General features: G+C 44.9%; 20 protein-coding genes and 2 pseudogenes. 5 read left to right on the plus strand and 17 right to left on the minus strand.

Annotated features, from left to right (window positions below):
- Positions 1-23: 23 nt before the first annotated feature.
- The 7 genes from essC to BC8716_RS02930 all read right to left on the minus strand — a co-directional run bounded on the left by essC (position 24) and on the right by BC8716_RS02930 (position 9,945).
- A complete protein-coding gene (essC, locus tag BC8716_RS02900) occupies positions 24-4,448 on the minus strand; it encodes a type VII secretion protein EssC (protein WP_094423854.1) in 4,425 nt (1,474 codons plus the stop codon).
- A gap of 23 nt (positions 4,449-4,471) precedes the next feature.
- Positions 4,472-5,782, minus strand: coding sequence for a type VII secretion protein EssB (gene essB / locus BC8716_RS02905; RefSeq protein WP_094423855.1), 1,311 nt, complete (start codon positions 5,780-5,782; stop codon positions 4,472-4,474).
- Between the two features lie 26 nt (positions 5,783-5,808).
- Positions 5,809-6,048, minus strand: coding sequence for an ESX secretion system protein YukD (gene yukD / locus BC8716_RS02910; protein ID WP_094423856.1), 240 nt, complete (start codon positions 6,046-6,048; stop codon positions 5,809-5,811).
- 74 nt (positions 6,049-6,122) lie between these two features.
- Positions 6,123-6,416: a WXG100 family type VII secretion target gene (locus tag BC8716_RS02915; RefSeq protein ID WP_011245543.1), complete on the minus strand. Its 294-nt coding sequence runs from the start codon at positions 6,414-6,416 to the stop codon at positions 6,123-6,125.
- 331 nt (positions 6,417-6,747) lie between these two features.
- Positions 6,748-7,632 carry a carbohydrate ABC transporter permease gene (locus BC8716_RS02920; RefSeq protein ID WP_212937256.1) on the minus strand — a complete coding sequence of 295 codons (885 nt, stop codon included), beginning with the start codon at positions 7,630-7,632 and terminating at the stop codon, positions 6,748-6,750.
- A complete protein-coding gene (locus BC8716_RS02925) occupies positions 7,613-8,494 on the minus strand; it encodes a carbohydrate ABC transporter permease (protein ID WP_094423857.1) in 882 nt (293 codons plus the stop codon). The genes BC8716_RS02920 and BC8716_RS02925 overlap by 20 nt, the downstream gene beginning before the upstream one ends.
- Before the next feature lie 173 nt (positions 8,495-8,667).
- Complete coding sequence (locus tag BC8716_RS02930) at positions 8,668-9,945, minus strand: ABC transporter substrate-binding protein (protein WP_094423858.1); 1,278 nt, start codon at positions 9,943-9,945, stop codon at positions 8,668-8,670.
- A gap of 210 nt (positions 9,946-10,155) precedes the next feature.
- Here BC8716_RS02930 and BC8716_RS02935 point away from each other — a divergent pair, with 210 nt between their 5' ends.
- Positions 10,156-11,049 (plus strand): AraC family transcriptional regulator, encoded by an 894-nt coding sequence (locus BC8716_RS02935; RefSeq protein WP_094423859.1) that lies wholly within the window; start codon positions 10,156-10,158, stop codon positions 11,047-11,049.
- A 100-nt stretch (positions 11,050-11,149) separates the two neighbouring features.
- Here the strand turns inward: BC8716_RS02935 and BC8716_RS02940 are convergent, their stop codons facing one another.
- Together BC8716_RS02940 and BC8716_RS02945 are read right to left on the minus strand one after the other, a co-directional pair.
- On the minus strand, positions 11,150-11,962 hold the full coding sequence (locus tag BC8716_RS02940; RefSeq protein ID WP_035205104.1) for an ABC transporter ATP-binding protein: 813 nt from the start codon (positions 11,960-11,962) through the stop codon (positions 11,150-11,152).
- A 353-nt stretch (positions 11,963-12,315) separates the two neighbouring features.
- Positions 12,316-13,188 (minus strand): YitT family protein, encoded by an 873-nt coding sequence (locus BC8716_RS02945; RefSeq protein ID WP_094423860.1) that lies wholly within the window; start codon positions 13,186-13,188, stop codon positions 12,316-12,318.
- A gap of 171 nt (positions 13,189-13,359) precedes the next feature.
- Here BC8716_RS02945 and BC8716_RS02950 point away from each other — a divergent pair.
- The 4 genes and pseudogenes from BC8716_RS02950 to BC8716_RS22705 all read left to right on the plus strand — a co-directional run.
- Positions 13,360-13,548 (plus strand): annotated as a pseudogene (locus BC8716_RS02950) (SDR family oxidoreductase); the annotation flags it as partial.
- Between the two features lie 138 nt (positions 13,549-13,686).
- Positions 13,687-15,389 (plus strand): annotated as a pseudogene (locus BC8716_RS02955) (molecular chaperone HscC).
- On the plus strand, positions 15,386-16,633 hold the full coding sequence (locus BC8716_RS22700; protein WP_257392280.1) for a J domain-containing protein: 1,248 nt from the start codon (positions 15,386-15,388) through the stop codon (positions 16,631-16,633). Before BC8716_RS02955 ends, BC8716_RS22700 begins: the two are co-directional and overlap by 4 nt.
- A complete protein-coding gene (locus BC8716_RS22705) occupies positions 16,620-17,324 on the plus strand; it encodes a DUF1266 domain-containing protein (protein ID WP_257252031.1) in 705 nt (234 codons plus the stop codon). The genes BC8716_RS22700 and BC8716_RS22705 overlap by 14 nt, the downstream gene beginning before the upstream one ends.
- A 163-nt stretch (positions 17,325-17,487) precedes the next feature.
- Here the strand turns inward: BC8716_RS22705 and BC8716_RS02965 are convergent, their stop codons facing one another.
- From BC8716_RS02965 to yhfZ, 8 genes are read right to left on the minus strand one after another with little or no spacing between them, the layout of a single operon-like run.
- Positions 17,488-18,681: a phosphopentomutase gene (locus tag BC8716_RS02965; RefSeq protein ID WP_094423861.1), complete on the minus strand. Its 1,194-nt coding sequence runs from the start codon at positions 18,679-18,681 to the stop codon at positions 17,488-17,490.
- Between the two features lie 4 nt (positions 18,682-18,685).
- The gene (locus tag BC8716_RS02970) at positions 18,686-19,846 is read right to left on the minus strand and encodes a YhfX family PLP-dependent enzyme (protein WP_094429150.1); all 1,161 of its coding nucleotides are present in this window, start codon (positions 19,844-19,846) and stop codon (positions 18,686-18,688) included.
- A 9-nt stretch (positions 19,847-19,855) separates the two neighbouring features.
- Entirely contained in the window at positions 19,856-20,962 is a 1,107-nt protein-coding gene (locus BC8716_RS02975) for an aminotransferase class V-fold PLP-dependent enzyme (RefSeq protein WP_094423862.1), read from the minus strand.
- Positions 20,959-21,879 carry a phosphotriesterase family protein gene (locus BC8716_RS02980; RefSeq protein WP_094423863.1) on the minus strand — a complete coding sequence of 307 codons (921 nt, stop codon included), beginning with the start codon at positions 21,877-21,879 and terminating at the stop codon, positions 20,959-20,961. The genes BC8716_RS02975 and BC8716_RS02980 overlap by 4 nt, the downstream gene beginning before the upstream one ends.
- A gap of 15 nt (positions 21,880-21,894) precedes the next feature.
- Positions 21,895-23,190 (minus strand): YhfT family protein, encoded by a 1,296-nt coding sequence (locus tag BC8716_RS02985; RefSeq protein WP_094423864.1) that lies wholly within the window; start codon positions 23,188-23,190, stop codon positions 21,895-21,897.
- Positions 23,191-23,215: 25 nt separating this feature from the next.
- A complete protein-coding gene (locus tag BC8716_RS02990) occupies positions 23,216-23,569 on the minus strand; it encodes a DUF2620 domain-containing protein (protein WP_094423865.1) in 354 nt (117 codons plus the stop codon).
- Between the two features lie 50 nt (positions 23,570-23,619).
- On the minus strand, positions 23,620-23,967 hold the full coding sequence (locus BC8716_RS02995; RefSeq protein ID WP_094423866.1) for a PRD domain-containing protein: 348 nt from the start codon (positions 23,965-23,967) through the stop codon (positions 23,620-23,622).
- A 59-nt stretch (positions 23,968-24,026) separates the two neighbouring features.
- The gene (yhfZ, locus tag BC8716_RS03000; protein WP_094423867.1) at positions 24,027-24,944 is read right to left on the minus strand and encodes a GntR family transcriptional regulator YhfZ; all 918 of its coding nucleotides are present in this window, start codon (positions 24,942-24,944) and stop codon (positions 24,027-24,029) included.
- Positions 24,945-25,118: the final 174 nt, after the last annotated feature.

Here is a 25,118-nt window from a genome sequence, read left to right on the forward strand (position 1 = left end):
AAACCACCTCGCTTGTTCTCCCTTTATGGAGCTTCCGGTATTTTGATTTTCGTCTCGATTCCATTGACGACATAGTAGCCAAAACCTGGGGCAATCTCTTCTTCATTTCGCGTGAACGAAAGATTGACAAGGGTTTGGTCTGACTTTTTCATGACGATGATATAGTGGCGCACCAACTTCAATTCTGCAGTAAGAGGATCGAAGCCTTTCGTAAATTCTACGGAATTGCCGCACACAATCATACGAAAGCCTAAATGGCTCGAATTTTTCATTAGCTTCGCCAATTTATCTTGAATGGCCGCATCAACCGTTTGTTGGAAGCGAATTAGGCTGTCGATTAATAACAGCACTGGCGCAAAAGCTGGAACCGTTTCTCCATTGTTTAACGCGTCCATGTAAGCTTGTTCCCGAACAGCCATTTTTTCTTCAACGGCTGACACCCAGTCTTTAATCTGTTCTTTTTGGTCTATATAGGAAATAAGCTTCTGTCCGACAAATGCAGACAGCTTGCGGTCTGTGCCGTCAAATAGTCCAATCTCGTCAACTTCCTGTTGCAAATAGTAGTTTAATAGTACTTTGGCAACGTTCGTCTTTCCTTTCCGCGGCTGGCCGACAACTAACAAATGAGGCTCTGACTTCGTTTGAAGGAATACGGGCTTGACCGTATCTTCGTCAAGGGCAAAGGGAATGCTGTCGCCTGGATCGCCAACACGCGTTTGGAAAGAAGCCAGCGATAGCTGTGTAGGCAGCATCGCAATTTTTTCCGGCAGCTTGGCGTCTTGATAACGCTGGCCTAAATCGGCAATCGTGTTTCTTGTTGCTGCCATCATTTCCTGGTCATCTTCACCGGCTTCTGGCAAATACATTTGCGCAAAATAATGGCTGTCTTTCGCTAAAATGGCGCGGCCAGGTATCGGTTCGATTTCGTACTTGCTGCGGCCGAGCAGCGTGATAACATCGTTTCGGTCGTTCATAAAGTGGACGATCTTTGTTTTCATTGTATTCATAAGTGGCTGACGCAAAGCATTTGCCCGCGTCGCTGTTAGGCTTACGTAAATTCCTAGAGACTGGCCATCACGGGCAAATTGGATAAAGGTTGATTCCAACTGCTCGTATTCTTCCTTGATTAAATCAAAGTTGTCAATGAACATAAATAGAACAGGCAATGGCTCTGTTGCTGTTTGGTTATACATCGTCAAACTATTGACTTCTTGAGCCAGGAACCGTTCGCGGCGATCGTCCATCTCCGCTTTTAGCAAGGCAATGGCCTTTTCGATTTTGCGTTTTTCATCGATTTTAAAGTAATCGGCTGTATGAGGAAGTTGCCTAAACGGCAACAACGCGCCATTCCCAAAATCAAAAATGTAAAAGTGAAGTGCTTCTGGGCTAAACGACTTTGCAAACTGGAGCATCAATGCCATAAGCGTTGTCGATTTTCCGTAACCGCCAGAGCCAAATACAGCAATATTGCCGTCTTTTAGCCATTCATAATAAACATTGAATTGCCTTTGTTCCTCTGGCTCATCAGCAAGCGCCAACGGGAACATGCCCACCTCTGTATCTGGTTGCACAGGGGGGAGCCATTCTTCAAGAGGGTCAAGCCATGGGCTTGAGGCTTTTTGAATGCACAGACGTTCAGTTGTCGCTTCAATCTCTTTAACAACAGCTTCAATTTCAGAGATGCTCTTTTGTTTTTTCCCAGTAGCAGCCTGGACGTTGGAAATGGGCACTAAGCCTGCATCAGTGACTAACGCCACATCTTCCTCGCCTTCATGGGTTTCGCGTAAATACGGCGCCCCGCTCCATGCGGACTGGAACAATTCATACAGCTCGTTATTGCCGACTTGCAAATAGGCGCGCCCTGTTACCGTCAAATTGGCGGCATCGGGATTTTTCAGAATTTCTTTAGAATCTAGAGCATCTTGCACTTTTAATGCGACTCGGAAGCGGGCGTTACTCCAAATTTGGTTGTCGATAATTCCGCCTGGCTTTTGTGTGGCAAGAATGAGGTGGACGCCAAGGCTACGCCCGATCCGCGCTGCACTTACGAGTTCTTTAATAAATTCAGGTTCCTCGTTTTTCAATTCCGCAAATTCATCAGATATGATAAACAGATGTGGCATCGGTTCCAATACCTGCTTCTGTTTATACAACTCCATATAATCATCGATATGGTTAACTAAGTTTTGGTCAAACAGCCGCTGCCGCTTGCGCAGTTCGCTTTTGATCGACGCCAACGCCCGCATACTAAAGTTCTTGCTGTCGTTGATGTTGGTAATGGTGCCGAGCAAATGGGGAATATTTTTAAACGGCTGTGCCATCCCCCCACCTTTGTAGTCAATGAGAAGAAAAGCAACTTCGTGGGGATGGTAATGGACTGCTAACGATAAAATATACGTTTGCAGAAATTCACTTTTTCCCGAACCCGTTGTCCCTGCAAGCAAACCATGGGGGCCATGGGCCTTTTCATGGATGTTCAGCTCAAGAAGTTCATCCTTTGCTTTAAATCCGACGGGCACAGCGAGCGACTCGGCGCTGTTTGTCGTTTGCCACCGTTGTTCAATAGCAAGTTCTTTTGTATGCTGGACGCCAAACATTTCGAGAAAAGACGCCATCTCCGGGATAGAACGGCTCATGCCTCGTTGGTGGTTCAATGATGCCAGCAAGCGGGCATACCTTTCATTTGTCGTTGCATCCTGAGGATCAAAGGTAAAGCGTTTATGCTCCGCTTTCCGTTCCCGGATGACAATCTCGCCTTCTTTTTGGTTAACAACCTTGACGATCGTATGGACATACTCGGTTAAATTTTCTTGTGCATCGGTGAGAAAAATAACCGACATGCCAAGCACTTTATCCGGGCCTTCCAAATATTCCATGATGGCATGGTCGCTTATCAAACTGCGATTAGCGACTAAAAAGACAAAGTGAGGGATGAAACGCTTTGGCTTGTCTTGGCTTTGTTCCAACTCCCGCTCCCGCACCATTTCATAAATCGATGTCAATAGTTGGTCTCGTGTCCGCTCATTGTAAATAAACCCTTTCGCGTACATGTGCGGCAATTGAAAATGAGGGAGCCATTTCATCCATTCCCAATTTGCATACTGATCTTCGCTGAAAACAGCAACGAAACGAAGGTCATGGTAGCTTTGAAAAAAGGCAAGTTGCCCAACCATTTGAGCGACTTCCCGCTGTACCGTCTTCAGCTGGCCGACATAGCCAATGGAACCGCTCGCTAAGCTAAGGCTAAGGGGCGTATCATTAATATGAGAATAATGCTCTTTTAACTTTTCGCCTTCTTCTAGCAGCTCGTCACGATCTCGATTCGCTAAATCGCCACCTGGATCGGCAATCTGAAAACTTATCGGGATCGACGATTTCCCAACACGGACATGCATAAAATCATCGTCGCCAACGGTTTTCTCCCAGATACGGCCATTCAAGTTAGCTGCCATATATTTATTTTCCTCAAACGACGGAAAATGGTAATCAAGTACATGCCGTTGTTTGTCGGCCATTTCCTGGAGTTCGACGCGCTTTTCCTTCAAGTAGCGTGTATAAACACGTTGCCGTTTTTCCTCTTTTTGCTTGCGGATTTTCCGCTCGCGAAAATAGTTGACGGTCGAAGTGATCAGCGTTACGGTGAACATGGTGGCCGAAATAATGATAAAAATGCCCCGAGGGATGAGCAATGCGACAATTCCCATGACAATGAGCATCGCTAACGGCGGCAATACGATGAGCCAGAGGGCACGATGATTATCGTCCAACTCCTGACCTGGAATGGAGAAAGTCACCCGGTCTTTTGGCTCTTCATAAATAATCCGCGGCGTCCGCCTGTATTCAGGGTATTTTTTTTTGCTTTCTGAAGTAGGAACCGCTATGCGCGCGAGTCGCGTTTGCAAAGAATCGCTTGATTCAATTGCCAATAAGTCGCCTTCTTTAATGACAAGCGCTGTATAGCCAAGCAATAGCACATCGCCATTCTTTAACGGTTGCTTGTTTGTAAGGGCTTCGCCATTTACAAATGCATGACTGTGCTTTTCTGGATAAGCAAACCAATTGCCGCCTTTCTTTATGAGCGTACAAGAGGCTGAAGGCTTCTCACTAGGCAAGACAATGTCGGCTGATTCCTCTGGCCCAATGGAAAGGAACGTTTCTTCACCAATAAAATACATCCGTTCGCTTGCCGCTTCGTCTTTATACACAAATGTGACGGCAGCGTCATTTTCTTTATACTGGAATGATTCACCAGCCGCTAAAATTTGCTCGCCTGCTCCTTCTATGTCAAGCACACATTGCTTTTGGCCACTTACCATTTTTGCGCGGATTTTAGCATGCAGAGGCGGAACGAGCAAATCAACGTCCTCGCTTGCGCCCAACAAACGCTCAGTTTGGCTTAAGTCAAGCTGCTGTACATACGAATCATAAAATACCCACAGTCTATCCATTGTTCCATCTCCTACGTGCGCACTTACTCATCTGCGTTCTCCTCTTCCTCGTTTTGCTCAGGCTCGTCCTCGTGCTCGTTTTCTTCGCCATCTTCCGAACGCTCTTCGCTTTGCTCTGGCTCTTCTTCAGTTGCATTGTCATCAGCAGGAGCGTCCGCTTCTTCCTCCGCTTCCCGTTCTTGTTGCTCTCGCATATAACGGTCAATATCAGCTTGAATATCGTTAAGCAATTCTTCACGCTCATCTCCTGACAAGCTAAGATCTTGGCGAATGGCATCACGCCACTTTAAATTCGCATACATTTCTAGCTCTCCGTCCTGCAACTGGCGAGCAATTTCATTGGCTTCCTCATGTTCACCGCGGCCAATGGCAATCCAATATTGGAAATAAAGCTCTTCAGCTTGAAGCGTCAACGTATTTTGCACATTTGCCGTCTGATCCATGTTCAAGTCTTCATTAGCAACATACGATTGAGCCAACTGGTACTGGACAACGCGGGGCATTTGGCTCGGGTTATATGGTTCCAATGCAGTAATGACATCGCTTGGCTTGCTGTTAATATAGGCCTCATTGCTGGCAATAAAGGCGTCGTGACGCGGATGAAGGAAAAAAAGCGCATAGACGGTAAAAACAATAGCCGGAATAAGCAGTCCTGTAACAGCAAAAAACAAGCTTTTTTGCAAGCGCCATTTTTGCTTTGGCACCATATGCATCTGGCTAGCGCGTCGCTCTTCTTCTTGGATCCATGTCTCTACACAGCTCAAAAGCGCTTCGATTGTATCAGCCTCTAGCAATTTTTTTGCTCTTGCCGACAATTTCATTGTGTCCGTAAAATTCATGTACTCAACAAAGCGATACTCGCCATCAAGCAACACAAGCAACGTTGTCTTAAGCTCAGCAAACAGCTTTTCTTCGTTCTTTTCATATGGCGGGAGGCTTTCTTTAATGCCATAATGGATAAAGTGAACATCAAGCCCCTCTGTTACTAATAAGTTCTCCGGACAGACAATTAAATGCAGCCTGGAACTGTGATGCTCGGCAACCGCGCGAATAAGTGAGTGGCCAATGATTTGTTTGGCGTAATCGCCTTTTTTCCGAAACTTGCTAAAAGGCTGCATTGTCTCTTGCGGATGAACGGTAATGACAAGCTCATCTTCTGCTTCAGCAATTGTACGCTCGAGCAGCGGATCTTGTTGTTTTAACAACTCCGCTTCTAGCGAATTCGACAGCTTTATTTCTGCGGTTTGAAATGTTAATGTATATGTATTCGATTCTGCGTCCCTGTAAAAAGCTGCACCTGTTTGTTCTTCTAAATAAAATCGCTTCTTCTCCATTGCATGTCCGACCCCTTCAACCAATGCTATAAGATTTCCAAGCGGTCTCCATTTGTTACACCACGTTCAGCAAGTATTTGGCTCCCGTAGACATGAGTTTCTTTGTTTTGGACACGGATCCAGCTCCCATCACGCCGTGGAACTTCCAGCTTCTCAATGCCCCAAACGAGATCAATGACTTTTTTGACTGTATATTGATCAGAGAGGCGCAAATCAAACCGTTTCCCTGAGTATCGGTTCATGTCAACTGTTACAGTGATGTACATCAAATGCCACCCTTTCATAAGGAAGGACGCAATTGTAAGGAATTGCGTCCCAAGATGTTTCTATTCGTCGCCAATTAACCGCGAATGTTGCCCGCGATTTGTTGGTCTGTTTCTTCAAGTGTCCGTCCGCTGTTGCGAAGCTGTTCAGATACTTCGCCAAGCAAGTCGCCCATGCGGACAAAGGATGGCTTCAATTCATCGTACTGTTGAATGAACGCCTCTGAAGCTTGGCCATCCCACATTCCTTGAAGCTGGTCTCTGTAACCATCTAATCTGCTCACGAGATCATGGATCTCGCCACTTGAGCGGTTGTAATCATCAGCTTTTTGGTAAAGTTCTTCTGGAGTAACGCGAATAAGTCCAGACATAGTAAATCCCTCCTTAATGGTTTATATTATCATGGTAGCCAGTGGAGATTTTACCAGTCAACCATGATCTTACAAATTTATAGAAAACAGTTATATAGTACTGATATTATCAATTTTCGCACACTGGAGTCGAGACCTTCTTCCTAGAACAACTTAGCTAGTTTTTTACCGTTCTAATGCTCAAGCCTCATCAGATTTGCCATTAATTTCAAAATTATACTATAAATAAGAATAATCATTTTTTATTTGCGGTACCAACGCATTGAAAAGCCCAGCCGCTTGAGCTGGGTTTCACGGAACATTAGCTATGTTGTTTCCTAAACGGACGGGTTTATCCTTTTACACCAGTAAGGGCAATCCCCTCAATAATTTGCCGTTGAGCAAAAAAGTAAACAATCAGCACAGGGACGACGGAAATCGTTGCACCCGCCATCATTAACGGCCAGTTAGTGACATAAAGTCCTTTAAATGTTGCTAATAGCAACGGAACAGTAAACAATGTCGTATCACTTAAAAACACGAGCGGCTGGATAAAGTTATTCCAGATGCCGATAAATGAAAAAATCGCGAATGCTGCTAGTGCCGGTTTAATGAGTGGCAGCATGATTTTCGCATAAATATACAATGGGTTGGCGCCGTCCATCACAGCCGCCTCTTCCATTTCTTTTGGAATCCCCATCATAAATTGCCTTAACAAGAACACGCCAAACGCATTAAATAGCGCATTCGGAACGATGATTGACAGATGTGTGTTGACCCAGCCGATGTTATCCATAATGATGTAAAGCGGAATGAGCGTTACTTGCATAGGCACCATCATTGTTGCCAAAAAGGCGATGAACAGCACCTTAGAGCCTGGAAATTTCAATTTGGCGAAAGCGTAGGCTGCCATTGAACACGTCAAGACTTGGCTGACGACAACAATCGTTGAAATATAAAAGCTGTTAAAATAGGCACGTCCAAATGGCATTGCTTGCAAGGAATCGGTGAAGTTGCTCCATACAAACGGATCAGGAATCCAAACAGGCGGAACGGCAAAAATTTGTTCAAACGATTTTAAGCTGCTAAGCGCCATCCAAATAAACGGGCCTGCCATAACGATCGAGCCAATGATTAAAGCTAAGTGCAACAAGATTTGTGAGATGCGGATCCGGCCGCGTTTTTTTTGCTTAACTGGCCCTGGGTTAAGAACTGGATTATCTGCCGCCGTCTTCATAATGCACCCACTTTCTTGATACAGAGAATTGGATTAAGGTAAAAATGAGGATGATCGCAAACAAAATCATCGCAGAGGCTGTACTTGGCCCAAATGCCGTCCGTGTAAATGCCATGTCAAAAATATGGTACACAAGCGTATAACTCGCTTTTCCAGGACCACCTTGAGTCATGACATAAGCTTGGTCAAACACTTGGAAAGAAGCGATTACAATCATGATCGCCACGAAAAAAGTCGTTGGCGATAGTAGCGGAAACGTAATATGCCGGAATTTTTGCCACGGCGTCGCTCCATCAATGTCAGCCGCTTCATAATAACTGCGGGAAATTCCTTGCAGCCCTGCTAAAAAGATGACCATGTTTGTCCCAAGCCCCCACCAAATGCTGAGCGCTGCAATCGAAGGCAACACAAGCTTTTGATCAGTCAGCCAGTTTGGTCCATCAATGCCGATCATCGCAAGGAGCTGGTTGATCAAGCCAATATCCCCATTTAAAAGCCACATCCAAATAACTCCGATTGAAACAGAACTGGTTACAACCGGCATAAAAAACAACATTCGGTAAAAATCTTTGCCTTTGACTTTATTTAATGCAAGCGCAGCGCCTAAGGCTGCAATAATGCCTCCAGGGATGACGAGCAACGAATAAAGCGTCGTATTTCGTAAAGCTGTCCTAAAAACAGGGTCTTGAAATTGTTGAATATAATTATCTAAGCCGACAAACGTCCGCTCCCCAAAACCGTCCCAACTCATGAAACTGAGGGCAAACGCGAATATGAGTGGAAGCAATGAAAACACAATCATGCCCAGCAGCTGGGGAGCGATGAATGCATAGCCCCACCATTTTTCCCGTTTTGTATACATCTCCAGCTCCTCCTTAATCGATGCGCAAGAATATCAAGGGGCACAAGGCCTTTAAGACTGTAGCCAAACGCTCGCATCCTTCGTTGTTCGTCTCGGCTGACAAGCGTTTTCTATCAGTCTTAGTATTGTTCGACTTCGTCGACAACACTAAGGGGCACAAGGCCCCTTGGCTGTTACTCTTCTAACGCAGCTTTCGCAATTTCCGTCGCTTCTTTTAGAGCGTCTTCAGGCGTCTTGTCGCCAAGTAGCATCAATTCGTATACATCATTTAAGTCCCTATGGAGCCCCGGCGATGTATATTCAAGACTGACGACACGCCCTGCTTCGCGGGCATCGAGTAAGTACTGGCCATGCTCTGGTTTATCTTGGTTTAATACCACTTCATCAATTCCAGTAACGGAAGGGACAGCGTTGCCTTCACCATCAAGGCGTGTTTCCTGGCCTTCCTGGGAAGTGTAAAACGAGATGAACTTCATTGCCTCTTCCACGTGCTCACTTTTTGAGTTTGCAGCCATATACGCAGTGGCAATATTCGCCGTTTCTAACGTATTTTCTGTATTCGAAGGCCATGGAATATAATCAAAATCAATGCTTGTTTCCAAAAACATTGGTGTCAGCCAACGTCCGGCCCCTACAAAGCCAACTTGGTTCGACATAAACATCGCATCCATGCCCTGTCCTTCTGGCAGTGTCCCTGCAAAAATAAAGTTGCCTTCCTCTACCATACGATGGACAAACTCGAACGCTTCCAGCACTTTTGGATCAGCGTCGCCTATGACTTCGTCATCTGTCGCAAATTCGCCACCATTTGTCCAAATCCAGTTTAGCAAGTGTGGATGTCCACCCTCTTGGACAAATCCGTATTTGCCATGGTCACGCAATTTTGCAGTGACTTCTTCAAACGCTTCCCAGTTCCAATTGCCTTCTTCGTAATATTCTTGCGGCGACTTTGCGCCAGCTTCTTCAAGCAATGTTTTATTGTAGTACATTAAATACGGATTACAATCAACAGGCAGTCCGTATATCGTTTCGTCTTTCCGTGACGCTCCCCAAATGTCATCGGTAAACTCATCTGCTTTCACATAAGAATCTTCTGTCTCCAAAAAGTCGGACAGCGGTTCAATCGTTCCGTTCTCAATTAACGTTGAGATATCCTCTGCTCCAACGTAGAAAATATCAGGCGCTTGCCCTCCTTGGAGGCGTGTTGTCAATGTTTGAAAGTAATTGTCATTCGGAATACCAGTGAGCGTGACTTCGATCTCGTCTTGCATGTCATTAAAGGCATCGACTGCACGATTGTACACTTTTAACTCAGCCGGATTGCCCCATGCCGAAAATGTCAGTTCTACTTTTCCATCAGCGCCTCCCCCGCCTGAAGTATTCCCACTACAGCCAATGAGCAAACCAGTCGCAAGTGCAACAGACAGAGATGAGCATATAACCTTTTTCATTGAAAAGCCTCCTTTTTCACTTTAGAGTAAACGTTTACATAAATAATTAAGAACGACCAATTTTCTGACGCGTTCTTCTATACATCTGCGAAAGTTGGTATATAATAAGTATACAATGTTAGCGCTTTCTTTTGGCTAGTAACATTTTTGCGAAAGAGGGTAATATTTTGCGGTATAGACCATAATAAGGATGTATGAGGAGGCTCCCAAATGAATAAACAACAACCATTTACAAGAGGGTCCCATTCTTTTACTTTCCATTTATTCCCTGAGACTGGCTTGCTCAATTTATGGAACGTCGGTTGGGAAGTGCAAACCGACACAAGTTACTACTGGGACGGGAACAAGCGCGCTAGGGATAATGACAGCATCATTTTCCAATATACAATTGCTGGTTCAGGCGTGCTGGAAATCGGCAAGGAGCGTTACACCGTTGGCCAACATCAGGCGTTTATTGTATCTGTACCAAGTGACCATCGCTACTACTACCCTGAAAATGCGAAAGAACCGTGGGAATTCATTTACATTTCTTTGCAAGGGGCATCTGTGCAAGACATTTGGCAACGGCTGATCCAAAAGTCAGGGCCGATTGTTTCACTGCCGCCAAATTCGCCGCTTATCCGCTCCCTATATTCGATTTATGCGGACACAAAAGCGGACGGGCTGCGCGATCCTTATTTGGCCGCAACGCAAGGGTACCAATTTTTAATTGAATGTTTTCGGGCCATGGCAGAAGAGCGGCCGCAAAATGAGCCCTATCATTACCAGCGTGCCCTCGCTTATATCGAAGCCCATTATCATGAACAAATTTGCCTAGATAACATTGCAGAAGAAGTAGGCGTTTCCCGTTATACACTGACACGTTTATTTAAAAAGCAATTGCACACAACACCAATATCCTATGTGACAGACTTGCGCATGCGCAAAGCTTGTTCGCTTCTTCTTCATACAAACCGGACAATCAAACAAATTGCTGCAGATGTCGGCTATCCAGACGACAATTATTTCCACAAAGTATTCAGACGTTACACCGGTTCAAGTGCAACCCAATTCCGGCGCAACGGCGATTTATCGCAGTTATATGCAAGAAAAATCGTCAAATAAAAAAACAGAGGCTGCCAAAGATCGTACAATAACGTCTTTGGCAGCCTTTGTAAGTTCTCCTAATGAAACGACTTTCTTCATTAAATATCGCAACGTTTTCTCAGTCTCCGTTGTCCAGCCCATGTGCAAATGCGGTTGTTGCTTTTACCCATGGCCGTCCATTTGCCCACTCGACCGTAAGAGGCAGCCCCAACGCCTCACTTATTAGGCTAGCTGTCAATACTTCTTCTTTCCTGCCCGCAGCAAGGACTCTCCCCTTTTTCAGGAGCAATACATGGCTGATGGACGGAAGAATTTCTTCTGGATAATGAGTCACATACAGCAACGTTGGCGCTTGTTTTCTTGTCAACATCCGTTCTACTTCAGCGAGCAACTGCTCCCGCGCAGACAAATCAAGCCCGCTTGTTGCTTCATCCAGAATCAGCAATTCTGGCTCATTGATTAACGCCCTCGCCATAAAAGCTTTCTTGCGTTCCCCTTGCGAAAGCTGGCTTAGAGGCGAGAAAGCAACATGTTCTAACCCCATTGAGCGTGCTAGCGCTAACGCCCTTTCTCCATCTGCTTTTGTGATCGCTTCGTGAACACCAATCGAGGCATGAACACCACTGACAATCACATCTGCACATGGCATCCCTTCATGCATTTGGTAACGCTGGTCAAGAGAAGCACTGACCCAGCCAACCCTCTTCCGCAACTCATGGATATTGACAGAGCCAAAAACAGACCCTAATACCGATATCCTTCCAGCAGATGCCCATTCATACCCTGTAATCAGCTTTAATAACGAGGTTTTTCCTGATCCATTTGCGCCTAATATCGCCCATTGCTCCCCAGGCCTAACTTGCCAGGAGATGTCCTGTAAAATAGGTTTTTTGGCTTTTTGAAACGAGACATTTTCTAAATCGATAACCATGTTTCTCTCCCCACCTCTTGTCCTTTTCCCCTTTGGAACCACTTTGCAAAAATGCCGATTTTGCCGCAACAGCTCACCTTGCAGCAGGCAATTCCACGACTTCCCCTAAGGCCATACCGAAAGTTCGACACGATCATCGGGCTAGTGGCCATTAGCACGATTATACAACAAAAAAGACAAATGTTTCAGAACAAGGAAAAACATCTTTCTAGCGGGAGAAGAGAAGGAGACCAGAATAACTCTCGGCCTTTGAGTGAGTCCACATTTAAAACGGACCTCCTTCGCATCCTTATTTGAATCAGTTTAAGTATGGTCGGTCTGCGAGACCGTGAAAAATCGCCAAGATCCTGTCGCTAATGAATATTACGTTTTCTGAAATTGCCGCCCCTCACTTCTGCAACGTCATATACAGTTACAAAAGCATCTTCGTCAATTTCTTGAATAATTTCTTTCATTTTACTTTCTTCCAAGCGGTTAATGACGCAAGTGATTTCCCTAAATTTTTCTTTCGTATAACTGCCATATACTTCATTGTACGTGGCACTTCGGCCTAAGCGGTCACGTATCGTCTCCCCCATTAATTCAGGTTGGGTTGTAATGATTTTAAAGGTTTTAGACCCACTTAAACCAACCTCAACGACGTGAATCACTTTAGAAGCGATAAAGTAAGCAATACCTGAGAGAATGGCGCCTTGCAAACCAAATACGGTTGAAACAAAAATAAATACAAACAAATTTAAGAAAAGTATCAAATCGCTTGTCCCAAACGGTAATTTTCGGGAAAGCAGTACAGCCAGCATATCAATCCCATCCAATGCCCCACCATTGCGCAATGCCAGTCCCATCCCAAAACCGAGGACAATACCGCCTACAACGGTAACCAACAACGTATCCCCTTCAATAATCGTTGGAATATGGTGCATAAGACTGGTGCTAACAGCTAATGAAGCGATCCCGATAATCGAATAAATGGCAAAACTTTTGCCTATTTGTTTATAGCCTAACCAAATAAAAGGGATATTGATGACTGCAATAAGAACGCCTAACGGCAATCCAAATAACTGTGAACCTACGATGCTTAGGCCCGTGACGCCCCCATCAGAAACGTTGTTCGGGATTAATACCGCTTCAAGCCCGTATGCGGCAATAAAGCCACCAATCACGATGGCCATTCCCCGCAAAATCAGTTTGAGTTTTTTCGACTTATGATGTTTTATCGTACTCATAGGAAACCTCTCTCCACTATTTTTTCTCCGCTTTCGATAAAATGACATTTTCTGTCCTGGTTTTATAAAAAAGGGATAAACTTAAAAAACCTTTCATCGAAGTTATGGTATTTTTTATATCAAACTAAGCAAAAAAGTTAAAGCAATATGTACTTTGTTGTTGTCAAATAAGAAATAGTTAAGTATAGCGACGACCTAAAACCAGGTGAAGCATTTGAACAATACTCCTCACAAATCGCCTTGAAGCGATACCAAACGCCGGAAGACGTAGCAAACTTAGTGTCTTTCCTTGCATCTGATGAAGCTGATTATATTACAGGCCAAGCAATCCTAACGGATGGCGGCCTTGTTTATAGGTAAGAAACAACTGAAAGGCCTGTGGAGATGAGCCCCCAGGCCTTTCAGTTTTTCATCATCCAACTGTCTTGAAGCGCTCTTCTTATTCCCCTTTTTTTTCACTTATAGTAAGATAGCTATGAAAGTTGAGGAGGAGTTTCCATGGTGACAATCGGAATTGACTTAGGAACAACCAATAGTTTAGTAGCCTACTGGGATAACGATCAGCCTCGCCTTATTCCTAATGTTTTAGGAGAATACCTTACTCCTTCTGTGATAAGTGTAGATGAAAATGGCGAGGTGTTAATTGGGCAAATTGCAAAGGAACGCCTCTTAACCCACCCGCATTTAACCGCTTCGATCTTTAAGCGGTTCATGGGTACAGATAAAAAGTATACGTTAGGCGCTCACACTTTCACCCCTGAAGAACTTTCATCGTTTATCATCCGAGTATTAAAAGCAGATGCGGAATCCTATTTCCAGGAGAAAATAACAAACGCCGTGATCAGTGTCCCCGCTTATTTCAATGACGCCCAACGAAAAGCAACCAAACGAGCGGCTGAACTTGCCGGGCTAACGGTGGAGCGGCTTATCAGTGAACCGACAGCTGCTGCGCTTGCTTACGGACTAAACCAAGAAAAACCAGAAACGAAATTTTTAGTGTTTGATCTAGGCGGTGGAACATTTGACGTATCGATACTTGAATTATTCGAAGGGATTATTGAAGTCAAATCGATTGCCGGTGATAACTACCTTGGCGGCGAGGACTTTACCAATCTATTAATCACGTATTTTATCGATACCCATCAATTAGATAAAAGCGCGCTAGATGCAAAAACGATGTCATTTCTCTATACGCAGGCTGAACGATGCAAACTTGCCCTCTGCGAGTCATCCTCTAGTTCGATGAGCGTTACGATTGATGGCAAGACATACGAAACCGCGCTTAGCAAGGAAGACTTTGAAAAACTTTCGAATCAACTGCTCTTGCGGCTGCGCTACCCGATTGAACGGGCATTGCGTGACGCTGATTTATTACCAGGCGACATGGACGCTGTCATCTTAATTGGAGGAGCCACACGCATGCCGCTTATTAAATCAGTCGTCTCCAAAATGTTTGGCCGGATGCCCTATACACATATACACCCTGATCAAACCGTTGCTTTAGGCACCGCTATTCAAGTTGCTTTAAAAGAAAGAGATAAAACGTTGGAAGAAGTGATTTTAACGGATGTATGCCCATATACCCTTGGAACACACGTCGTTGAAGACTTGGGAAATGGCAAAACAGAAAGTGGCTATTTCTTTCCGATTATTGAACGAAATACGCCAATCCCGGTTAGCCGGGTAGAGCAACTGTATACGGTCCAAGACAATCAAAAAGTGCTTAACGTCGAGGTTTACCAAGGGGAAAGCAGGAAAGTCGCCAATAATATCAAACTGGGAGAACTCTTATCCAAGTACCTCCAGCTCCCGCTGGGACACAAGCCATTGATGTTCGCTATACATACGATATTAACGGCATTCTTGAGGTTGAAGTCGTCAGTAAAGCGACTGGAGCGAAAAAAAGAGTCGTCATTGAGCAAAATGCTGGAGACCTTTCTAAGGAAGAGATTGAAGCCAGATTAAAGGAACTAGAAAATATTAAAATTCATCCGAGAGATCGGACAGAAAATAGGTTGCTGCTCGCTAAAGGAGAACGGCTTTATGAAGAAATGCTTGGAGAGGAACGAGATAAAGTAGCCTTCTTTTTACGGGAATTTGAACGGGTATTGCTGACTCAGAATGAAAAAGAAATCAAAAAAGCAGCAAAAATATTCAATGAGCAGCTGGAAACGATTGAAAGGTGGATGTACTCTCGATGACCGCTTGGGAAACGTTAGAAATCGAACCAACGGATAATCTAACAGCTATCAAAAAAGCCTATGCGAAAGGGTTAAAAAAACATCATCCGGAAGAAGATCCTGAAGGCTATCAGCAGCTTAGGGAAGCCTATGATTTTGCCATGAAACAGGCTAAGCAAGGGATTGTATATACAGCGACAAAGACGGCTGAACCTTTACGAGACTGGGCATTGGATGAGAAGGCAGTGATTCCAGAACACCCAGTAGACGACTTTATCAAAAAGGTTCAGAACCTCTATGATGATTTTTTCGCACGTCTTGAGATTGATAACTGGGAAACGTTACTGCAGGCAGACATTATTTGGAACGTGCAACATTCGGAACAGCTTCAAGATGAGTTAATTGATTTTTTACAGGAGCATCCTTATTTACACTCCTCCGTTTGGCAGCTTCTTGAACAAACATTCCATTGGTCTGAACAAAAGGAACAATTGCTAGAACGCTATGGGGAAGAAACGACATCCTTTTTGATCGAAAATATAGCCCATTATCAACAATTAAGCTATGATTGTTTCCAGAAAGAAGTCGATATGGATTATGAGCGCTACCTTCAATTACGGGCGGATGCACAAGCTTATTTACGTAATGATCAATTAGAAGCCGCCAAAGTAGTAATTGACCGAGCCTTTAAACTGTTTGCCCGTGACCCTGACTTATGGCATTTAAAGGGGGTCTATTATTTACGAAACAACGATTACCAGGCTGCTTTGCACATGTTCCAGGAAAAGCTGGCCTTATCTCCAGCAGACCCCGACGGATTGCTTTATAGCGCTCAGCTGCATTTTCACTTCAAAGACTTTCAAAAAGTCATTGCCGACTGTGATCAACTTCTTGCCTACCACGATCATCACGTTGAGGGATTATTTTTAAAGATTAAAGGCCATTTAGAATTAAATGATGAAGTAACAGCCCATCAGTGGATTGAGAAGGCGATTGAATTATATCCGGATCGGCCGGAATTTTTTCCATATCGGTCAAGAGTGCTCAATGAAAAAACAAGAAATGAGCAAATTGAACTCCCAGAACCGACGTCTAAAAATAAAAGACGATTGAATAATATGCTCTTTTATTTATTTATGGTTCTACGGAGAGCATGGATATACGTGTTCGTTTTTCTTATTATGCTTATCCCGCCCGTCCCTTTTCACTATACTGCGTTTTTTCTAATCCCGATCTTTTGGGAGAGTGCTATTGGTATTCCTTAAGCCGGCAGGGATGTTCAAAAAAACAAAGAAAAGACGGCAAGCTCTTTATTTCCGTTGTCTTTCCGCAGCTTGCATCGAAAGTGACTTTCTTAATCATTATTTTACTGTATACGATTTTACCTATATTAGAGATCGCCTAATCGGGAAAAAGTTTTTGCAAAAGGTGTTAGAAAAATGGGGGATTTCCAGTGCAGCCGAGTTAAAACAAAAGATTCAATGGTTGATGGACGTTGGGACCCGCCGGGAATTCGATCACTATCTCAATCAGCTAATGCCTTTATCAGAAGAAGCAAGGACCCGGTTTGTCCAATCCTTAACGAAGGATGACCCTGATTATCCGAAATTCTATATAGCGAACCGCGGAGTTCATACGTTAACAGAAGCAGGAGTTGCAGCAGTAGACTGGGCTTGGAGTATTTACCTGTGCCGCATCGGCAGACGACTAGGGTGGTTATCAAAAACAGAAGCAAATGAAGTGATGTTAAAGGCTGCCCAACAATCGCAAAACGCATATTTAAATTGGAATGAATATTTCACTGCCTTTCATTTGGCCAGTTATTTCAATGCCAATGATAGTGAACATGATCAATATGCGAAACACGGCCTTTCCATCATATTTACATTACTTATCAAAGGAAATTCTCCGTTATTAAAGCTCGACTGGAAAAATGACGAGCTTGTCCATAAATAAAGGAAGAAACATGCAAGCGCTTTGCGTTGCCGTACGGGACCGTGCCACTGTCATCATTTACGCGGTCCTATACTTTGGAGAGATCATTAAGTTCGTTATTGACTTTATCAACACAATCAAGCCTGTCAACTTTGTTGACAGGCTCACTAAAATGATTTCCCCTCTACTTCCCCGTTAATTCCGGCAAGAAACTTGTACCAAATTCGGGCGTTTGTACGCCTGTAAAGTCACTTAGTGTCGCCGCAATATCGGCCATCGTGTCTCGAACACCTAAACATACTGGCTGAACTTGTTTTCCATATACGAGTATAGGGGTGTGCTCCCTCGTATGTTGGGAGTGGCCGCAAGTCGGGTCATTTCCATGGTCGGCTGTAACGATAAGTAGGTCGTGTTCTGCCAGTGTCGGCAAAAACTGAGCTAAAAAATGATCGACCGTTTCAAGCACTTCTTTATACCAAGACGGATCTTCTTTGTGACCGGCCAAGTCAGTTTCTTGGACATTCACGAGGAAAACAGCATCTTCTTCCGCTTCATTGTACATTTTTTTGTATATTGAAAGCAATTCAGGGGTATGGACAACAGGGTTTGCAAAGCCTTGTGCCTGAATGACATCAGCTGTTTTGCCAATTCGATAAACTGGCTTTCCTGCTTGTTCGGCCAAATAGGCAAATTGCTTTTCAAATGTCACGCCATAGCCTAAATGGAGCACTTGATACCCTTCGCCGTATACACCTGTTTTAGGCGCATTAATGCCCCACTGGCCTGGTTTCCCTTCTTCCGCCGCAGCTACAATGTCTGTTAGCGGCACAGACTCGTTTCCAAATACAATCACACGGCTTGTATCAACATGCTTTCTGACTACAGCGGCCATCTTTGTTGCCGCTTCGAAGGAAATTTGGGTTAAATCAGCAGTCATATTAATGATATTGCCGAGTGCCGACTCCAAATTGTCTCCTACGACGACAGCGCCGTCAACTAGCAAAATCGGCTTGCCTTCGATTAGTTCTTCTACATGGTACCCATTTGCCGTTAAACCGTCGGCGATTTGCTGCCCAACTTCTTTCATGAGGCGCTTAGCTGGTTTTCCTGGCTTCGACCCCATTAGTTCTTGATGGCCCATAAATGTATCCGCTCCATGATGGGCAAGTTTGCTTTTGCCATAAGCGGCAATGGCTTCGCCTTCATTGTTGACAATTTTTCCTAAGCCCATTTTCATGAGCGTAGGCAACTTTAATCCGACGGTTTCCTGTAGATGGGCGTATGTGGAGGCGTGGATGTCTTCTGGTTTGGTTTCATGGCAATCTGCCATTGCGCCAACACCAAAACCATCCAACACGAGCAACGTTGCTTTTCCCATATAGCTACATCCCCCTTTTTTGCTGATGGACAATAACCGGCTTGCCGTTTGCCACACCTCTGACAAAGGCAACGTGGGAACGGGTCACAAACACTTGTGAACGGTAGGCGTACACAACCGTATCACCTGTCTGCATTCCCTGTTCACGCTTCAATGCACCATAATAATCAATATTGCCAGGTGAAACGAGATCGACTTCCGCTTTATTAAAAATCGTCCTAGGTGAATCACCATAAAACGCATAAGCCATATTTGAGCGTGGGTAAAATCCCCCTGCAATCGTATAAGCATGAGTTTGGTCCTGATGTGAAATTTCAGAGACATACACCATAGCCGGCAGCTCAGCTAAATCCTCGCGGTAGGCATGCAACGGCGTTGTACCAGTAAGAGCATGGCCTGGCTCTGCGTGTGTCGCGCCAAGTTGTTTAAGCATTGGGATTGTATTCACACTCGTGGCGCTTGGCGTATTGACATGCTTCACTTCCACTCCAGCTTGTTGGAGAAGACGGACGGCTTTGACAATCGTTTGCGCATTGCTTGCGTAATGGTAGCTCTTGTCTCCAGGGGTATACGCTAAAACGGGAAAGCTCGTCACACCGATTAAGCGAATTCCTGTGAATGCCGTTAACTCTTTGATTGCTTCCGGCAATTCTTCCAATAAAAAGCCGCCATATTGGCCTGGAAAAACACAATCTCCTTTGCTGATAACACGGATAATAACGTCTTGTACTACTCCTGCTTGTACAGCGGCTTCATTTAATTGTTTAGCCCGTTCAAGTGAGAAGAGCGTGACGACTTCCGGTTTCATTTCTGTTAATACAAATGGCCATTGGTTTTTGCCAGGTTGGACCAAATGCCCTAAGTTGCCGATCGCACAGCCGCCGTCCTTTAGTTGAATCGCTTCATCGATATCGACAGCAACGGCTTTGTGAATGCCGCTCTTTTCAATGTGTTTGCCGACAAAGCCACTTCTACCAATCTGCTTCGTCATGTAATATAGCGTCATGCCATGTTCTTCCGCTGTCTTTGCAAGAATGGCGGCATTTCGTTCAAGCGCATCGAGATCGATTAAATGGGTATTAGGCGCAAGAGCTCCGCTTTGATGAAGGCAGACTGCCGCTTCCACCAACTTCGGGTTACGCTTAGCGATCATGCTAGTAAACATCTCTTGCATTCATCCTTTCTGTGCTTCTTTCACAGCCAAGTGTAAGATGCGCAGAACAGTGCTTGCACTTGATTTCATCGGGTTAACACGCAGGCCATGCTTTTCTAACTTTGGATCTGCTTCCCTAAAGCTGCCAGATGGACGGTACACCATTGGCGCCAACTCATAACGGGACTCCGCGCCGACTGGATAGGTGGCTGCACCAAGACGAGCCGCGTTGGCAATGACTTGGCTTGCAATCGGTTCAGCAAGCTCAATCATTACGTTTTTAGACTGGGCATTGACCATGTAAACATCTTCAACTCCAGGCAAAGCACCATTTTTAATACGTTGATAAAGTTCTTCGACTTGTTCATTTTGCGTCGCCAACATGACTGGCGCTAGCGTCAAGCTCCGTAAAAGCTCATGAGCTTCATGGCCTTGTACTTGGCCCCCCCCTGAATAATTGCGGGCATGGAGGCGTTCAATTGCTGCTGCTTTTCCAACAATAACGCCAATCCCTTCTGGCCCAAGCAACTTAAAACCAGAAAAAGTCGAATAATCGGCGCCATATTCACAGCCGATTTTTGGCATCTTGAAGGCGCAATAGTTGTCATCGACTACGACTGGCAAATCAGGACGTATCGTTTTCGCTGCTTCAATGACTTCGCCAAGCTGATACGTATCATGAGGAGCCTGGCGTGCATGTTGGACATAAACGAGCTTTGCTTCTGTAGCTGCCACGGCGCTCTTAAAAGCAGCAAGATCATTGTAGTCAACTGCTTCTTGCTTCAGGCCAAGCTGCCTAAATGTTTCTTTTGTCGTCATGTACATTGGCGCTGTATGAACAAGACATGTATCTCCTGCTGCCACTAATTCTGCTAAAATGAGGCGAATCGCCCCTGTGCCGCTACCACGGACAAGCGCACAAGCTTCGCTGTCAAATACTCGGGCTAACACACGCTCTGCTTTAGCTGTTGTTTGCGGGCGCCCAAAATCAGGATGCAGCCCAACATCGCCAAGTTGATAAAATTCGTTGTCGGTAAACTCTTTTGTTATTTCATCGACCATTTTAAATTGAAGAGACTGCGCTTCTTCCATTGATCGATTTTTTAACAGTGCTTCGCTGTATTTCATGATGTCCCTTCCCTCTTTGAAAACGCGTTTGCTGGGTTTTCAATCAAAAGTTTTCGTATTTCCTGCTGCGATAGCCCAGACGCTTCCATTCTCGGTTGAAACTCCCGTAGCGTGTAATCAAAGCCTTGCCCGCCGGCAGCAAAAAGGTGGGAATTTCTTGTGATATCAGTGGATAACATGATTTTGTCCCCATAGCCTGCTTCGATAAAGCGCAACAGTGAAGTGAGACGTTCCCGATCAGAACGGTAATTTTCTTTGCCAATCGTATCCATCGCGACGTAACAGCCAGCTGCTAGGACTTCAAGCACCACTTCATCGTTTTCATTTAAATCTTGGTGCCCAATAATCACTTGGTCGAGCGGCAACCCTTCCTTTGCGAACAGCTCGACTTGCTCAAGCGCCATTGTCCCCAATGTGGTATGTGTCGCTAACGGCAATCCACTCTCCTTCGCTGCAATGATTGCCCCATGAAATAGCTCTGTCTCCACTGGTTTGAATTCATTTAAACTGCTGCCGATTTCCCCAATAACACCGGGCTTGCTTAGAGAACCATCAATGCCTTCCTCAATTTCTTGCAACATAAACGCTGCAAATTGCTCCCTGTTCCAAGAAAGGGCCTCCGCCGGAATAAACGGGTCTTTGTAACAGCCTGTACTGGCCACAATATGCATATCGAGCTCTTCAGATAAACGCCGCATAAATTGGATGTTCCGCCCCATGCCGACATTGGTCATTTCAATAAAGGCTTTTCCGCCGGCTTTAATAAAACGGGCTACGTCTTCTTTTACACGGTCGTAATCGGTTAATGCTGTGTCATTTGACTTTTTAATATGGCTTAAATCAATATGGACGTGCTCATGGCAAGCACATATGCCAAGTTCTTCGGGCTTAATCGGTCCCCTCACCGTTTCAATCATCGTTTTTCCTCTCCTCTATGCTGGTGGCGTGAAAATCCCTAGTAAGGCTAAGATGTTGCCAATAATTCCAACAGCTATTGCGCCAACAGGGCCTACTGCCATCCGTACAATTGGGCGGCCTCCGGCTTCGTTTAGTAAATAAAATCCGGCGATGGCAAAGAAGCCAAATCCAGGGACAATCGCATTTGCCGCATTGGCGCCGCCGATGAGCAATGCCACTTCAAGAACACGTGTCATCGCGGTACGGATATTTTCCCCAGAAGCACGCACGCCTGGATAACGGTCAAGAAACTTCGCTAACTTTGATAACAGCAGGACTTCAAGCAAGATCACAATCGCGCCAATCGCCGCGGCAATAAACGGGTTTGGCGAAAAGATACCGACAGCAAAAACGAGTGTAAACCCGGCTGGGCCATATACGCCTGTAGCAATAGCGGTGCTGGCAATGAGTGGCACAAAGCCAAGTGCTTTCGCTAGTGCAGCAATGCCTCCCTCATTAATCCGGCCATCTGCAAGCAAATTCAGTGTGATCGGATCTCCAGATACAATTAACAAGTTTGCAGCTGCAGCAAGCAACGCACCTGATGCCATGAGCACAACCGCAAACTTTTTAATCCGGTTCACCCGGTCGACAAACAATGTCGCCATTTGTTCCATGCTTGTGTCATCCGATTTTTCCTGCATGGCAAACGCCATTAAAAACACCATTCCTACAACGAGGGCAATCCCTTCCGGACTAAGGGTAACCGATGAACCGCCAATTTCAAGAAGGCCTTTTTCATTGGAAAATACAATCAGCTGCCGGGCAAGCGCTGCCACCAAAAACGTGACAATCCCTTTCTTGACAGAGAACTGCAAAGCAACAGCAATCGCTGGAAAGACCATAAACGCAACAACAACCGGTTCGCCAACCAAATTGAAGCCATCTACAAAGTTAAGCGGCAAGCGAGCAAACAAATCAACAACGACTTGAAGCCCATAATAGATGCCTGCTCCGTAAAGTCCCCCTAACACACCTGCTGCCATTGTGGAAAATTTGCCTCTTGCAATCGATAGACCAATGATATCCGTTCCTAGCAAGATGCTATGAATCAAAATAATGCTGCCAGCAATGGATATAGGAATGCCGAAACCAATGACAAGCCCGAAGCTCATTGCAAATGCGGTTACTCCTAGTTCTTTCCGCGACATTCGCCCTTCCAAGTTCTCTGGTACAATCGGGCGCAACCCATCATTAAAAACGGCGATTCCTAAATTGGCCATCACTGCGCTTAGCGCACCGATCGCAATGAGCAAAATTACATCTACCATGGTATCCCTCCGTTAGCTCCTTATATTAAGCTTTTAACGCATCGAGTAAATATTCGACCGCTTTTTCTTTATGATCGCCGGTGAAGCCAAATGCCTTGCCGCCTTCCTGCACGGCTTGTTCAACTTTTTCTTTCACAGGTGGTTTCCCAGGCATCGAGATCGTGTGGCAGCTTGCCTTGCCGAGCAACGAAATCGCCATCGCCAAAGCGCCGCCGCCCCCAGTATGGCATGCGCCAAAATAGTAATCTGCTTGGCCTTGTTTAAGCAGCATCGCTGCCTCTAAATCAGACTTGACAACGGTTTCAATATCGGGATTCTTCTCTTTAATTAATTTTTCTATATCCTTCTTTTCTACTTGGCCGCCAATAACAATTTTCATCGAAAACACTCCTTTAGTTTTTGGTTCATTTTCTCACCATACTGCTTTACTTATGAAACAGACGAAAATGTGCTCACAAAATGCATATAGAGAAACTGCTGTTCTTCTTTAGGGAGCGGTTCGCCAACAAGGGATTCGATTTTTTCCACAGCCTCCTTAGCTGCAGGCAAGTGTGGGGAAGCAAGGACTTCCTCCATGACCGCATCCCCTGGACCAGTCAACGCTTCATTCTGTTCAATTCTTGTCAATGCCATTGCCAAATGGGTCACTAACATCGCATAATTCTCATGCAAGTCGTCAGGAACTTGCTCGTCCACTACTTGGGTGGTGACACGGTATGCTTTGTCCGTGATTGTCCCTGCTTCTTTTAAAATCTGCAAACGTGTATACAATTCCATCTTCAACCCTCCTTAATATAATATACATTTTTTTGTATATTGAATGTGAAGGAAAGTTCCTAATAAGAAGGAATGATCTCCCCTTCAACGACTTGCTTCTGGATCGTTAACAGTTCTTGTTTGTCTATTAATCCTAACAAATAAGAAATTGTTTGTTTATCGCCATGGGCGACAAGCGCCGTTTCACTAATCTCCTGCGAGTTTCTGACTGCAAGAGAAGAGGTAAGGTCTTTTGCATAAAGTGTCGGACGCTGCACTTCGTCTGCATTCCACACGGTCGCATCGATCAATCCAGCTTCTAAGCTTTGCAGCAAGTGCATGTACGTCGTTTCTACAAATGTTACCTTTTTTCCTTGTGCTTCCGCTTCGGCTAACGTTCTTTGGTCAGCCGATTTTGAGTCAATGCCAATTCTCATACCATCTTCAATTTCGGTTTTGTCGCTGTCAGCAAAATAGATTTTATGCTTGCTGACGTAAGACTGGGCGCCTAGTCTTTTCTCAATCGTGATGTTTGCCTTTTCTACGGCATTTTTGGCAGCCATAAACGATACAACGGCAAAATCATAGCGTCCTTCTTTGACTCCTTCAAGACGCGGGTTGCTTCCTCTCATGAAGGCAAGGTTTAATCGAATGCCCATGTGATGGAAAACAGTCGTCAGAGCGGTTGCCAAGCCTTCATATTTTTTCGAATACGGCAAAGGCATAACCGCTGTAATCGTGTTGACACCAGCAAATTCCAATAATTTCGAGACATCTTTCTGTAACAGGAATGTGCCCAAGTGACCACGGGACAAAAGCTCGATCGCCTTCGCTTCTTCAAGTATTTTTAAAGAACTTTGGATAGTGCCTCGCCCTACATTTAGCTGTTGTGCTAAAGATTCGACTTTCGGAATCCGTTGGCCTTTCTCAATCGTGAGTAACAGGGAAGCAACTTTGAGCAACGTTTTCCCTTTTTTTGACAGAAGCGCTTCGTTCATGTTCACCTCCACCAAACCAATATACTGTTTTTTGTACAATGAAACAGTATCATAGAAAGCGCTTTTACACAAGTGTTTTTGTTAAGATTTCTAACGCACATTTTCTCAGTTGCCGTTTCCCTACTATTACAATTCGGTCACATCGCGATTTCAAGTTACGTAACACTCTTCAAA

Source organism: Shouchella clausii (assembly GCF_002250115.1).
GTDB classification, from domain to species: Bacteria; Bacillota; Bacilli; order Bacillales; family Bacillaceae_D; genus Shouchella; species Shouchella clausii.